Source organism: Parabacteroides sp. AF19-14 (assembly GCF_003635485.1).
Taxonomy (GTDB): Bacteria; Bacteroidota; Bacteroidia; order Bacteroidales; family Tannerellaceae; genus Parabacteroides; species Parabacteroides distasonis.
The window spans coordinates 1-13,140 of record NZ_QTMJ01000012.1 but is presented as its reverse complement, the minus strand read 5'-3'; the positions used below and the strand labels follow the sequence as shown (position 1 = coordinate 13,140).

Annotated in this window: 12 protein-coding genes, 1 tRNA gene and 1 pseudogene; 9 read left to right on the top strand and 5 right to left on the bottom strand. The window is 46.2% G+C overall.

The genetic code is table 11. The features are described from left to right. Positions 1-12: 12 nt before the first annotated feature. Genes recR through DWX33_RS12925 form a run of 3 tightly spaced genes read left to right on the top strand, consistent with a single transcriptional unit; the run spans position 13 to position 2,364 of the window. Positions 13-639, top strand: coding sequence for a recombination mediator RecR (gene recR / locus DWX33_RS12935; RefSeq protein WP_005868175.1), 627 nt, complete (start codon positions 13-15; stop codon positions 637-639). A 25-nt stretch (positions 640-664) separates the two neighbouring features. After that, the gene (locus DWX33_RS12930) at positions 665-1,831 is read left to right on the top strand and encodes a glycosyltransferase family 2 protein (RefSeq protein WP_005868176.1); all 1,167 of its coding nucleotides are present in this window, start codon (positions 665-667) and stop codon (positions 1,829-1,831) included. Between the two features lie 17 nt (positions 1,832-1,848). After that, the gene (locus DWX33_RS12925; protein WP_122143728.1) at positions 1,849-2,364 is read left to right on the top strand and encodes a GNAT family N-acetyltransferase; all 516 of its coding nucleotides are present in this window, start codon (positions 1,849-1,851) and stop codon (positions 2,362-2,364) included. Here the strand turns inward: DWX33_RS12925 and DWX33_RS12920 are convergent. Beyond that, entirely contained in the window at positions 2,356-2,952 is a 597-nt protein-coding gene (locus tag DWX33_RS12920) for a YqgE/AlgH family protein (protein WP_005856219.1), read from the bottom strand. The two genes, DWX33_RS12925 and DWX33_RS12920, sit on opposite strands and share 9 nt — an antisense overlap. A 120-nt stretch (positions 2,953-3,072) precedes the next feature. Then, entirely contained in the window at positions 3,073-4,386 is a 1,314-nt protein-coding gene (locus DWX33_RS12915) for a pyridoxal phosphate-dependent aminotransferase (protein ID WP_044544905.1), read from the bottom strand. A 144-nt stretch (positions 4,387-4,530) separates the two neighbouring features. On the opposite strand from DWX33_RS12915, the gene DWX33_RS12910 reads away from it, so the two are divergent. Further along, a tRNA-Asp gene (locus tag DWX33_RS12910) sits at positions 4,531-4,604 on the top strand. Positions 4,605-4,751: 147 nt separating this feature from the next. After that, the gene (locus DWX33_RS12905; RefSeq protein ID WP_122380522.1) at positions 4,752-5,654 is read left to right on the top strand and encodes an AraC family transcriptional regulator; all 903 of its coding nucleotides are present in this window, start codon (positions 4,752-4,754) and stop codon (positions 5,652-5,654) included. A 13-nt stretch (positions 5,655-5,667) separates the two neighbouring features. Here the strand turns inward: DWX33_RS12905 and DWX33_RS12900 are convergent, their stop codons facing one another. Both DWX33_RS12900 and DWX33_RS12895 read right to left on the bottom strand, forming a co-directional pair. Continuing rightward, positions 5,668-6,231: a sugar O-acetyltransferase gene (locus tag DWX33_RS12900; protein ID WP_122380521.1), complete on the bottom strand. Its 564-nt coding sequence runs from the start codon at positions 6,229-6,231 to the stop codon at positions 5,668-5,670. 125 nt (positions 6,232-6,356) lie between these two features. Next, positions 6,357-7,601 (bottom strand): family 20 glycosylhydrolase, encoded by a 1,245-nt coding sequence (locus DWX33_RS12895; RefSeq protein ID WP_233570182.1) that lies wholly within the window; start codon positions 7,599-7,601, stop codon positions 6,357-6,359. Between the two features lie 100 nt (positions 7,602-7,701). Here DWX33_RS12895 and DWX33_RS12890 point away from each other — a divergent pair, with 100 nt between their 5' ends. From DWX33_RS12890 to DWX33_RS12880, 3 genes and pseudogenes are all read left to right on the top strand, one after another. After that, positions 7,702-8,199 carry a hypothetical protein gene (locus tag DWX33_RS12890; protein WP_121961278.1) on the top strand — a complete coding sequence of 166 codons (498 nt, stop codon included), beginning with the start codon at positions 7,702-7,704 and terminating at the stop codon, positions 8,197-8,199. Further along, positions 8,196-9,107: a ThuA domain-containing protein gene (locus DWX33_RS12885; protein ID WP_005856231.1), complete on the top strand. Its 912-nt coding sequence runs from the start codon at positions 8,196-8,198 to the stop codon at positions 9,105-9,107. Before DWX33_RS12890 ends, DWX33_RS12885 begins: the two co-directional genes overlap by 4 nt. 533 nt (positions 9,108-9,640) lie before the next feature. Beyond that, a pseudogene (locus DWX33_RS12880) lies at positions 9,641-9,982 on the top strand (excinuclease ABC subunit UvrA); the annotation flags it as partial. Here DWX33_RS12880 and DWX33_RS12875 read toward each other — a convergent pair. After that, complete coding sequence (locus DWX33_RS12875; protein WP_122380520.1) at positions 9,971-12,793, bottom strand: sugar-binding domain-containing protein; 2,823 nt, start codon at positions 12,791-12,793, stop codon at positions 9,971-9,973. The pseudogene DWX33_RS12880 and the gene DWX33_RS12875 sit on opposite strands and share 12 nt — an antisense overlap. A gap of 84 nt (positions 12,794-12,877) precedes the next feature. Between DWX33_RS12875 and DWX33_RS12870 the strand changes: the two genes are divergently transcribed. Next, a partial coding sequence (locus DWX33_RS12870; RefSeq protein WP_199713297.1) for a phage integrase SAM-like domain-containing protein occupies positions 12,878-13,140 on the top strand: 263 nt, incomplete at its 3' end.

Genomic DNA, 13,140 nt, shown 5'->3' with positions numbered 1-13,140 from the left:
TACAGAAAGTAGATGAATCAAAGATATCCTTCAGCCTTGTTGGAAAATGCCGTGAATGAATTGGCTTCCTTGCCGGGGGTGGGGAGGAAGACAGCGCTCCGGCTAGCGCTTTATATGTTGCGCCGGGACGTCGGCTATACGGAAAACTTCGCCGCGGCCTTGGTTGCCCTCCGTCGAGACGTGAAGTACTGCAAGGTCTGCCATAATATATGTGATGATGAGGTTTGCTCTATTTGCGCCAACCCCAGCCGTGACCATTCCTTGGTTTGCGTGGTAGAGAATATCAAGGAGGTGATGGCGATAGAGAATACCGGGCAATTCCGTGGCGTATACCATGTGTTGGGCGGGATAATCTCGCCAATGGATGGCATCGGACCGGGAGACTTGCGTATCGACAGTCTGGTGCGACGTGTGGCCGAAGGTGAGGTGAAAGAGATCATCTTGGCGTTGAGCACTACCATGGAAGGCGATACGACTAACTTTTTTATTTACCGGAAGCTATCCGGTTACGATGTGAGGATCAGTGTCATCGCACGTGGCGTATCTATCGGTGATGAGATCGAGTATGCCGACGAGATCACCTTAGGACGATCCATTATCAATCGTACTGAGTTCAATCTCACCTCTTCTAATTCATAATCATAACTCATAATTAATATCCGGAATGACCTACGAAGAAACCAAGTTGTCCGTTATCATCGTTAACTATAACGTGAAGTATTTTCTGGAGCAATGCCTCTATTCTGTCCGTGCCGCCGTAACGGGGATGGATGCCGAGGTGTTCGTGGTGGATAATAACTCGACGGATGGATCTGTCGAATATCTCCGGCCTAAGTTCCCGGAAGTGGTTTTCATCGAGAATAAAGATAATCCCGGTTTCGCCAAGGCCAATAATCAGGCGATCCGTCAGTGCACCGGGGAATACGTGTTATTGCTGAATCCCGATACCGTGGTGGGAGAGGAGAGCCTCCGCAGCCTGTGCTTCCAGATGGATGAGGATCCGGAGATCGGGGCTATCGGTGTGAAGATGCTGAATGGGCACGGGGTATTCTTGCCGGAGAGCAAACGGGCTTTCCCTTCGCCTTGGGTGTCGTTCTGCAAGATATTCGGCCTTTCAAAGCTGTTTCCTAACTCTCCGGCATTCGCACGTTATAGCCTGCCGTATCTGGATAAAGAGCAGACGCATAAGGTGGAGGTGCTGGCGGGTGCGTTCATGTTGCTTCGCCATGAGGCGTTGGATAAGGTTGGCTTGTTGGATGAGTCGTTCTTCATGTATGGGGAGGATATCGATTTGTCTTATCGGATCGTGTTGGGAGGCTATAAGAACTTGTACGTGCCGGAACGGATCCTGCATTATAAGGGGGAGAGTACGAAGCATGGTGACTTGAGGTACATAAGGGCTTTTTACGGCGCCATGTTGATTTTCTATAAGAAATATTATCCGGGGTCCGGTTGGTTGATGCGGATACTGATCCGGTTGGCTGTCCTGCTGAAAGCTTGCTGGGCGACGATTTCAGCCCCTCTACGCAAGAAGGCTAAAGCGGTTAAGCATCGCCGCCTTTTGATCTTGTGTAGGGAGGATCATTTTGAGGAGGTAAAGGCCGTTTGCCTGAAAGCTATGCCGGATCTGGAATTCGTGAATCTCTGGGATTTGGACGTGGAGCGTGTGATGGATGCTATCTGTCGCAAGAACCAGATGAAAGGCTTTACGGACTACGCTTTCTGCTTCCCCGATGCCCGTTACGAGCAGATGCTCTTGTTTATGGACAAGCTCGTGAACAAGAAAGCGGTTTACCATATATATACGAAGAAGAGTGGTCGGCTTGTTTAAGTAATCCTTGGGTAAATATGTTATTGTCGAATGATAGAGTCCGTTTGAGGGCATTGGAACCAGAGGATCTGGAGTTGTTGTATCGTTGGGAGAATGATCCGGAGTTATGGGAAGTAGGGAATACCTTGGCTCCCTATTCCCGTTATATATTGAAGGAATATATAGCGGGTAGCGACCGGAGTATCTATGAGTCTCGCCAACTTCGCTTCATGATCGAGGAATGCGATACGGGGACTTGCGTGGGGATCGTGGACTTATTCGATTTCGAGCCGCACCCGAACCGGGCGGCTTGCGGTATTATGCTGGACCGTAGGTATCAAGGACGTGGCTTTGCTACGGAAGCGTTAAGACTATTGATGGAATACGCTTATACGTTTTTGAAGCTTCATCAACTTTATGTGCATATTCCCGTGGCGAACGAGCCTAGCAAGAAATTATTTACCCGTCTGGGATTTGTCGAGGCGGGGACGCTTAAGGACTGGATCAGGACACCGGATGGTTATTCCGATGTCTGCATAATGCAGTTAATTTAAATACGGGTCCTTCGGATATTTTGTCCAAGTTTTATAATCATTGCCTAATAATTCTACGGAATCTTTCCAATAGCCTTCCCCATCGGCAGACAGGATATTATCGGTGGTGATATGGCTTACGGCCCACGAGTTCCGTTTGATTTCATGGTTTAATTGCCCTTCGGTCCATCCGGAGTATCCCAAGAAAAACTTCACTTTCCCATCGATTGGGTGCCCGTTGAGGATGTATCGTTTCAATGCGTTGAAATCCCCGTCGAAATATAAATAATCATTGATCTTTAATGCGTCCGGAATGATATTATCCCCTAAGGAATGAATAAAGAACAAACGGTTGGGGCTGACCGGTCCCCCCAGATAAATCGGTATCTCCGGAAATTCGGCAAACTCCTTGAAAAAAGAGTTTACGATAAGATCCGTTTTTTTATTCAAGACAAATCCCATCGATCCGTGTTCCGTATGCTCTATTAATAATACGACGGAACGTTGGAAATAGGCATCTTGTAAAAAAGGCTCGGCAATCAGAATACTTCCTTGAATAGGAAGGACATCGTTATGTGTTATTTTAAATATATTTTTATAAGATGCCATGATCGTGAATGTTAGGTTGTTACTAATTCACCGACAATATAAGGCGTTTTTTAATAAGAAGCAAATGAAAAGCCCGGGATTCAAGTTAATAAACGTGAACCGACCGGGCTTATTGTTAATTTATGCTTGATGATTTTCCTCGAATAATCTCAGTCTTTCGTCCAGCAAATCATATTGGTGATCTTTTATGAAAGAGGTACAAGCCCGTAGTCCTTGTTGGTTACTGCCTGTGGTACTTAATGATATGGCGCTTACTCCGTAATAAACCAGCTCTTCCATCAATTGTCCGCCGGTCATTCCCGGGTAACCGATCGTGAAATAGAAACCGTCGGCTATCGGTTGGTCCAGATCGTGATCATAAACGATTGTGAAACCATGATCCGTAAAAATCTTCTTTAGTTTCTCCGCTCGACGTCCGTATTCTTTCACTTGCGAGACAAAGTCGAACGTACCGTCTGCGGCGGCCTTGAACATGGCGGCTAAGGCGAATTGGGCCGAGTGGCTGGTTCCGGAAGATAGGGCGTATAAGACACGGTGGATATATACCGTACCGAACGTACCGCCTCCATAACGCTGAGTCAATCCCGGATAGGAGCGATGGTAAAGTTTATTGGAGATCGCTGTCACGCCGATACGCTGTCCGGCATAGCTGAACGCTTTGGAACCGGATATCTGCATGATATAATTATCGGTATAACGGGCTACGCTCGCTTGGTAAGGAGGCTCGAAAGGACATCCGAGGTCCTTGCGGAAATCCATGGCGAAATAGGCGAGGTCCTCTATGACAATCACGTCGTATTTGTTGGCCATCTCGCCGATGATCTTCAACTCCTCGTCGGTGAGGCAAAACCAAGCCGGATTGTTCGGGTTAGAATAGATCATTGCGGCAATATTGCCTTTGGAAAGATGCGCTTCCAAGGCCTCACGCAATCGCTCGCCACGGTATTCGTATACGTCGAACGACTCATATTTATAGCCCATAACGGCTATTTGCTGTTTCTGCACGGGGAATCCGGGGTCGATAAACAAGATGGTGTCTTTTCCCGGCGTACATTGTCCGGCCGTAAGGAAAGAGGCGTATGTGCCCTGCATGGAACCGGTTACGGGTACGCAACACTCCGGGTCTATATCTATATTTATAAACGCCTTGATAAAGCGGGAAGCTTGCTTTTTCACTTCGGGAGTTCCGTTGATGTTCGGGTAGATGGACGCTATACCGCTACGAAGGGCTTCGATCTCAGCGTCTACACCTACTTGGGCGGCTTTCAAGCCCGGTACGCCCATTTCCATATGGATGAACTCGGTTCCCGTTTCTTGTTCCAATTGCGTGGATATGGCAACTACCTCCCGGATAGTCGCTTTCCCAAAATCGGGAAGTCCAAAGCCATCGATAATCCGTCTGGCTGTCTGATAGTCTACAGGAGTATTTTTCATGCTAGTGTTAATTATATATGGGGGACAAAAGTATGAAATTTATCGATTTGTTCTAATTTTTTCATCCTAAACTATTGCGAATTCAAAAAAAGCACCTATCTTTGCACCGCAATTCAACGGAATAGCGATAAAGAATAACATTTTGGTCTGGTAGTTCAGCTGGTTAGAATACATGCCTGTCACGCATGGGGTCGCGGGTTCGAGTCCCGTCCAGACCGCTTTTTATTTCTCCTTCCTCTTTTTAAATTTTCCTTTCATACATATTTTTCAATACGATATCATTCGGTTCGGTGGATTTTGCTTGATGGCATGAGGCTGTTATATTTGGAATGTTTATCTTTGAGACCAATAAAACAGATAGCCTTATGGAGAATCTAATAAAGATCGATACCGTCGATCAATACAACAAGATGTTTGGCTTGGAGACGTTGCACCCTTTGGTGAGCGTGGTAGATTTATCCAAGTCCGAGACATGGCCTACTAATTTCCGGGCTAATTATGGTATATACGGACTTTTCCTGAAAGATACGAAATGCGGGGATATTCGGTATGGGAGGCAATATTATGACTATCAAGAAGGAACCGTAGTAGGATTCGCTCCCGGGCAGGTGACGGGTATTGAGCTTAAGGACGGGACCCGGCCTTTGGCGCATGGGTTGCTTTTCCATCCGGACTTGATCCGTGGTACGGCTTTGGGACGGGACATCAAGCGTTATTCTTTCTTCTCCTATGAATCAAACGAGGCGTTACATCTCTCTGAGGAAGAGAAGGGGATCTTCGTGGATTGCCTGAGGAAAATCCAGATCGAGTTGGAGCACTCCATCGACAAGCATAGCAAACGGCTGATCGCAATGAATATCGAGTTGCTGCTCGATTATTGCCTGCGTTTTTATGACCGTCAGTTTACGACCCGTGCGGAGACGAATAAGGATGTGTTGGTGAGGTTCGAACGATTGCTGGATGAATACCTGCAAAGCGATCTGTTAAGACAGGAAGGGCTACCTACTGTACGGTATTTCGCCGAGAAGATTTGTTTGTCCCCAAACTATTTCGGTGATCTGATCAAGAAAGAGACAGGGAAAACTGCCCAAGAAAATATACAAGACCGGATTATTTCCTTAGCGAAAGAATGGATAGTAGGGACAAACAAGACCGTCAGCCAAATCGCTTACGACCTAGGATTCCAATACTCCCAGCATTTCAGTCGCATATTCAAGAAGACCGTGGGGTGTACCCCGAATGAATATCGGAAATCCCAGATGTCGTAATCGGTGTTACGGGTTATTGGATGTATTTTATGACCTTGGCGGGAACACCTCCCACGATGGCATTGTCCGGTACATCTTTAGTAACTACCGAGCCGGCTCCGACTATAGCGTTCTCCCCAATGGTTACGCCGGATAGGATCGTTGCGTTCGAGCCTACCCAGACATTCTTTTTCAGAACGATCGGGGCAGGGTAGGTAGTGCTCCGGTCTTCGGGGGCGAAGCCGTGGTTGAGGGTGGCAAAGACCACGTTATGCCCGATCTGGCAACCGTCGTCCAGTGTCACCCCGCCATGATCTTGAAAATGACAGCAAGCATTGATGAAAACGTTCTTACCTACCGTGATATTCTTCCCAAAATCCGTATAGAACGGGGGGAATACACGAAAAGACGGATCGACCGGCTTATTAAACAAGCGGGATAACAGCTCACGGATTTCCTCGGGATCGTGATATGAGCCGTTTAACTCGAATGTCATGCGTCTGGCCTCATCGCTCATCTCGTTCATAAACTGATGGATCTCGTCTCCTTTAAGAGGCTTTCTTGTCTCTACATACTTCAAGAATTCGTTTAGTGTCATAATTGCTATTTTAATAAGTTCTACTTCTTGGTTTGTTTATTCCTTTTCGATTGCAACGGCAAAGATCGATGAAATCCGGAGAAACTTTTGTAGATGGATTACAGGAATTATGACCTAAATTACATTCACCGATTCTCCAAGGTCTTATATTTCTCGATTAGTTTCTTGACCGTGACAGCGTCCGAGACTTCTTGCTTATAGGTTGTCGGGTTATAATAGGCCTCAAGGAAACTGTCTGCACCGGACCAGACTGTCTCGATAATTCCTTGGAAATGGCGAGACATTTCCGGATTTGAATGCTGGCGGAAATGGATCATATCATCTACCTGTTGAAGCGCTATCTGAGGTTTACGCCAAGGGCAAGTAGCAACGTCGAAGCCTTTCATGGCAAAGTAAACAGCGGTTTGCTCGGCACGCTCATAATGCCAGTCGCAGATAAAAACATCTTTCGGGATCAAGTCGATCGCACGGTAGGTATTGTTCATGCTGGCTTCCCAAGCGCCAATCCCGGTAGTCTTGCCATCGATCAGGCGGTCTCCCCATATCATCAATCGTTTGCCTTGTGAGGCTAAGTGGTTTTGTATTTTAGTGACCTCACCGGCATATAACTCAGCCTTGTCATGTCCGCCGCAACGGACGCAACTATCATGTCCGATATAAAAGACCTCATCCATCCCGGCATGGAATAATTGAGTCTCGAAAACATCCGTCAACTCGTCTACTAAAGCGAATACGATTTTATGTACTTCCGGATGGAGCGGGCAGTAACTTTTACAATAAAGCCCGTCTGAGTTGGGCCAACCCGTATAGTTCTTGGTATCCACGTGTGGCGTCTCGTCGAACTCCGGATACTCACGTAATAAAGCGTAGGTAGTCTCAGCCCATGATTGATGCCCCAAGAGATTGATCTGGGGAGCGATACGTATTCCGTTATCCCGGCAAACCTTTACGATCTTTTTCACATCCTCTCGTGTGAGTGGGGTCGGATCCCTCAGTTCTGGATGGGACTCATAGGCATAATTCCAGTCTACCCGTAGAATCAACAAGTTGAAATGACTGGGAGCCAGTTCCTCTTGGACGAACTTCAAGAATAGATCCAACTTCTGCGCGGATGGAGCGGCGATGGCCAAGCCTCGTACGGGCATGATACTATCTAAACGGTTTGTCTCTGATTGGGCGGAAACTTGGGCCGAACCTATGGCCCATATAAGCAAGAATAGTCCGATAATCTTTTTCATATAGCGATATGTTTTAAAGTTTAAATTTTTAATTTGATGTACGCTTTCGAAGATCATCACGCATATCGTGACGGCCCGGAGGATGTCGATGGCTATGTTACGTTGCGTAAAATCTATTGGTTGATCGCTCATAATATATTTAGACTAAAGGTGAATTTAATACAAGACAAATATAATCAATAAGAGACATATCATTACATTTGTGCCTTATAAATATGAATAATAATTAAAAATGATAGACATGATAAGACGATTGATTTATTGGGTTCTCCTGCTTTTTGTTTGTATGGGTGCCCATGCCCAATTCCGGGTGACAGCCCATCAAGAGGGTTGGGACCGGATTCCTCCGCAAGCGCAAAAAGACGGCTTTTGGTTTCAACAATCCGTTTTAGCGAATATGGATGATGATGCCGCTATGGAGGAGGTCATGCTTTTCGGGCGGGATAATGGGCATTACCCTACTTTTGACCTGTTTAAGTTTTATTACGTGATCGTGGATAATTATACGAGAGAGATCCAATATATATCGGATGAGATCTATGTGACAGATAAATATGCGCTTACGGTGGAGGATCGTAATAATGACGGGATCTCCGAGTTATATATCGATTATTTCAAGGATGGGAAGTTTACGGTTGATGAGCGAGGATATAATTTGCGAACCACCCGTTGCTACGACCGTATCGAATGGAGCCCCGAGAGTGAAAAATTTAACCCCCAACAACCATGAGAAAGTATATCTATTTTATAGCGCTTATCTGTTGCGCCTTATCAGCCTCAACCTCTTACGCCCAGAAAAAGGTGATAAAAACGATGATGATCGCCGGGCAAGATGGCAGTCATTATTGGCGAGGTGCTTGCGAGGCCATGAAGCAGATCTTAGAGAACAGTGGAATGTTTAAGGTGGATTTCGTCTTTACCCCGGATTTCGGAGGAGATATAAATACCTTTAAGCCCGATTTCGCTAAATATAACTTGGTTGTTGTTAATTACGGAGGTGAAGTCTGGCCCGAGCCTGTCCAAAAAGCTTTCGAGAACTATGTAGCGGATGGTGGTGGGGTCGTGATTATCCATTCCTCCGTGGTACCTATGGCCGGTTGGAAAGCGTACAACGAGATAATCGGCATGGGAGCTTGGGAGGGGCGAAACGAGAAAGACGGTCCTTACCTGTATTGGAAAGAGGGTAAATATGTATACGATTATACACCCGGTTATGCGGGTTATCATGGCTTGCAGCATGAGACGATCCTAGAGCATCGTGCGCCGGAGCACCCTATTTTGAAAGGTCTGCCTATAAGATGGAAACATTTTAAGGACGAGATTTATACCCGCTTGCGTGGTCCGGTACGGAATGTGGAGATATTGGCTACCGCTTATGAGCGTGGACGCCATGAACCGTTGATGTGGACGGTGAAATGGGGGAAGGGGCGTGTCTTTGTCGATCTGTTGGGGCATTGCGGCAATGACCCGAATATGATTTACTCGATGGAGTGTACGGGTTTTCAGGTAACCTTACTAAGAGGAGCTGAATGGGCAGCCACCGGGGAAGTGACGCAAGAGGCCCCTCGGGATTTCCCATTGGAAGATACCTGTACGCTCCGTCCGGAATTCAAGGCTCCTTTCCATGCGACGAATTAAATGCCTTAATAAGATGGTGTCTTTCGACAGAATAATCAAATTGACAAATTGTAAAGTTAAGTCCCGGAGAATCGATTTTTCCGGGACAAAGTACGGCTCGCTCCTAAATACGCAAGAAAAAATCAGTAATCGTCTGTTAAATAGATAGATGTCAAAAAACAGCCTTTCATTCTAGCGAAATTAGTTCATCGTAATTCATATCTTATGGGTTGTTTGGGCTATCTCATAGGGTTACGATGGGGAAATGATAGGGTTATGATGCCTATTCATGACAGTTCATGACCCTATTCATGACTGCTTTCGATGCCCAACGTGACTATTGGCGTTGCCTAACACGACTAGTTGCGTAGGCTTTCATGACCTATCGTGTATAAAAAGCGGCCTTTTTGAGTAAAAAGCGCCATATATAGCTATCCTCTTTCCTCTACTTGGCAATCTCTCTCAAAAGGTTGTGTTACAAGATACGCCTTATATCTATTAAAAAGACAGGATTAGATCGTATATTTGTCATTCGTTCATTAAAGTCATTGGTTATGTCAAATCAAGAATATATCAAGATCGAGGGAGCTTATGAGAATAACTTGAAACATATCTCTCTGGATATTCCGAAGAAGCAAATCACTATATTCACCGGGGTCTCGAGTTCTGGGAAATCGTCGTTGGTATTGGATACCATCGCCGTCAGTTCACGCCGGGAGTTGAATGAGACGTTCCCCAGTTTCGTGCAGCAATACCTGCCCAAATATGGCCGTCCGCATGTAGACCGGATCGGGAATCTGCCGGTCGCTATCGTGATAGACCAGCGGAAGCCTGCTCCCAACGCCCGTTCTACGGTGGGGACTTATACGGATATCTATTCTCGCTTACTCGTCATACGAGATATTCCCTAATTCCTTGATCTTCGAATCTCCGACTTGATGCGTGAATAACTCGATCAATTGAGCGGGCGTTAATGTCATCTGAGGCGAGAACTCGGAGGAATCCATATAACTTAATAAGCTATGGTATAATTGACGGGCTTCCGGGTATTCTTGTTGGGTTTCCAAGTCTGTCATACAGATTAATAACTTACCCGGGCCGACATTGAATTCTTGGATCATCCCTAATTTATGGTTACGCTCCACGTTATCGATCACTTGTACGATCGGCCTGTAATTATCCGGAAGCTGGTCCAGTATCAACGGATGGCTATTCTTTATCATCGTGAACCATTGCCAGTTTGTATGGAAATCCGTCGGGAAATGAGTGAAAGCCGGATGAGAGGGATTCATTAATAATCCGAGGGTACCCGGAGAGACCGGTTTCTTTACCCATTCGCAGATGGACTTAAACATCCGGTAATTCCAGTAATCGGTCTGGAATAATCCGTCTACCGTCACGTTCTTGTAAGTCTTGGCATCCGGGAACCACAATACTTTCGCCCCGTTCGCCAATAAGTTCTCGGCCTGTTTATCCCATTTCTTAATAACATTGATATCCGTAGGGATTTGCACGTTATTATGTTTCGGATAAATCCATAACGGATAATGATTGTGATACTCCGTGCCCTCGATCGCCAGCCGTAAAGTATAGGTCTCAGCCTCTTGAATGGCAGGTAAAGCGATATTTAATGGGCCTACCTCGGCCAACGTCCCTTGATTGATTTGCAGCGGTATGTTGTTTTGGGCGATTACTTGATCTTGACCATTCGTCAAGGTCCAAGTTAGATGTTTCCCTTTTAAAGCGGTAGGTGTATAGTTCGCTACCTTGATGGAGCCTTTGAGCGCCTCATTCCCGGAGTAACAGAATTTAGGCAGGAGAGCCAATAATACGACATCATCGCAAGACTCTTTCCATTCCTCGGCGGTTATCAAGCCCTTATTATCCATAAAAGCGTCCAAGATACCGACTAACGCCGTGCCCTGTCCCGGATAATCCTGTAAATCCAGTAATTGGAAGCCGGCCATTCCCGGAGTACGGAACGCCATTTCCATCTCGGCCCGGTAAAGTTGCGCCATCCATTTACCGGAAGCCTTGAAGAAATCATCCGCTTGTCCGGCCATACCGGACTCGCCCAGCCGTTTGCGGAATATCTCCAGATTCCAAGGTTTTAGTGCCCCGGTATATTTCTTGATTTCCTCATAATTCGGATAACATTGGAATTGCCCGGTTTCGTGTCCGATGATAGGCAATGAACATTGTTCGATAGCGGATTCGAAATTCATGACCGAGTTTGGATAGGTATGGTTGATATAACCGCCGTCCTCTGCGTCTGCGAAAGAGAAGGAACCCCGGGTATGGTTGCTGAATACGTTAGCGCCGGGGACTCGACAGGTCGTGAAGTAATCGTCACCCGCCGCAGGGCCGTTGAAGCCTAGATAGTCATTCGATCCAGATGCGTATAAATGCCGTCCGTCCTCACTACGGAAACGGGCGATCATGTCTACCATCGCGTCTTGATCCCCGGAAAGCTCGTTGCCGATCGCCATCATGACGAAAGAGGCGTGATTCCCATAAGCCTCCTGTATTTGTAATCCTTCTTTGGTGAGGAAATGGATCAAAGTGGTATCGCCCTTTTCCATCTTTCCCCAAAAAGGCAGTTCCGGTTGGAGGTAAAAACCTTCGATATCGGCCGCCTCGAAACAAGCTTTAGGAGGACACCATGAATGGAAACGGCAGTGATTGATACCGTATTCCTTGGCGATCCGGAAATAGCGTCTCCATGCTGCGGTATCCATCGGTACATGGCCTGTAAGCGGGAATACGCAAGCATCGTGTTTTCCACGAAGGAAGGTGGTCAATCCGTTGATGTTGAATTGTGTTCCTTCTGCTTTGAAATCTCTTAACCCGAAAGTAGTACTTTGGCTATCTTGGATATTCTCTCCTTGGATGTTCGCGGTCAAGCGATACAGGGTAGGGGAGAACTCGCTCCATTCCAAGGCGTCATCACCCATTGGTATTTGGAATACGATCTCATCTTGTTGAACTACGATATTCTTATTGAAGTTGATATGGTGCTCTAAGCCTGTGTTGAAAGCCTCCATCTCTATTTGAACGGCGGCTACTATCATTTGCTCGAATGGATTTGAAAGCTTTATTTTTACGTCCACCGTTTTTTGATCCGCATGTGGATATACTTGTATCCGGCGGATATGGAATTGCGGACGGGCTTCCAATTTTAGGTCTCCGATAATACCGTTCCAGTTTGTCTGCGTGGATTCCGTATAAGCGTGTGAATTGTCCAATAATTGGGGCGGTACGCTCAAACCGTTATCGACAAGAATAGTCAAGTGATGCTTCCCAGCCCGGAGATATGCGGACAGATCGTATTCTTGAGGGGTGGAAATATGGTCGGATGAACCGACATATATGCTATCTACCCATATTTGGGTCGGTTTTGTTCGCTCCAAGATTAACCAAATGCTCTTGCCTTCCCAGTTCTCCGGAATCGTGATCTCTTTCTGATACCAAGCCTTACCTTGATAGCGGAAGGGCCTAGACAAATGAGTTGTCTCCTCCTTGTCATTGTTAGGGTATCCTTTTTGGTTGGTGTCCGTGGTACCCGGTAATTGAACTTGCTCGGTGACATCTGTTGAATCCAATCGTAATTCCCAGCAACCGGCAAGCGATAATTCCTCTCTACTCTCTTTGGGAGTTTGGCATGCGAATAGCATGAGCATAAGTGGAATACTCCAAAATCTCTTCATGGTAATGTTTTTACTCTAAATATGGTTTACTTAATTAATAGTGGGCAAAGGTAGTATTTTTGGCCTTTTTATTAAGGAGAAGATATGAAAAAAGAAGAAGATTTTGTTATGGGCCTGTTAGTCTACATAGCTCGTCTGCGTGAAAAAAAGCATTATTCCACGGCGAAGAGTTATCAAGATGCCTTGAACTCGTTCAAGTGTTTCTGCGGTATGGAGAAGATACCTTATTCCTATATTAATAGGGATACGCTCTTGTGCTATCAGTCATGGTTGTTGGGTGGGGGCCGTTCGTTGAATACGGTGTCCACCTATATGCGTCGGATTCGTCACATTTATAACTTAGCCGT

Excerpts from the sequence above, each read along its gene's own strand:
- DWX33_RS12875 (WP_122380520.1), bottom strand. The coding sequence starts at position 12,793 with ATGAAGAGATTTTGGAGTATTCCACTTATGCTCATGCTATTCGCATGC.
- DWX33_RS12890 (WP_121961278.1), top strand. The coding sequence starts at position 7,702 with ATGATAGACATGATAAGACGATTGATTTATTGGGTTCTCCTGCTTTTT.
- DWX33_RS12900 (WP_122380521.1), bottom strand. The coding sequence starts at position 6,231 with ATGACACTAAACGAATTCTTGAAGTATGTAGAGACAAGAAAGCCTCTT.
- DWX33_RS12895 (WP_233570182.1), bottom strand. The coding sequence starts at position 7,601 with ATGAGCGATCAACCAATAGATTTTACGCAACGTAACATAGCCATCGAC.
- DWX33_RS12920 (WP_005856219.1), bottom strand. The coding sequence starts at position 2,952 with ATGGCATCTTATAAAAATATATTTAAAATAACACATAACGATGTCCTT.
- DWX33_RS12930 (WP_005868176.1), top strand. The coding sequence starts at position 665 with ATGACCTACGAAGAAACCAAGTTGTCCGTTATCATCGTTAACTATAAC.
- recR (WP_005868175.1), top strand. The coding sequence starts at position 13 with ATGAATCAAAGATATCCTTCAGCCTTGTTGGAAAATGCCGTGAATGAA.
- DWX33_RS12905 (WP_122380522.1), top strand. The coding sequence starts at position 4,752 with ATGGAGAATCTAATAAAGATCGATACCGTCGATCAATACAACAAGATG.
- DWX33_RS12915 (WP_044544905.1), bottom strand. The coding sequence starts at position 4,386 with ATGAAAAATACTCCTGTAGACTATCAGACAGCCAGACGGATTATCGAT.
- DWX33_RS12885 (WP_005856231.1), top strand. The coding sequence starts at position 8,196 with ATGAGAAAGTATATCTATTTTATAGCGCTTATCTGTTGCGCCTTATCA.
- DWX33_RS12925 (WP_122143728.1), top strand. The coding sequence starts at position 1,849 with ATGTTATTGTCGAATGATAGAGTCCGTTTGAGGGCATTGGAACCAGAG.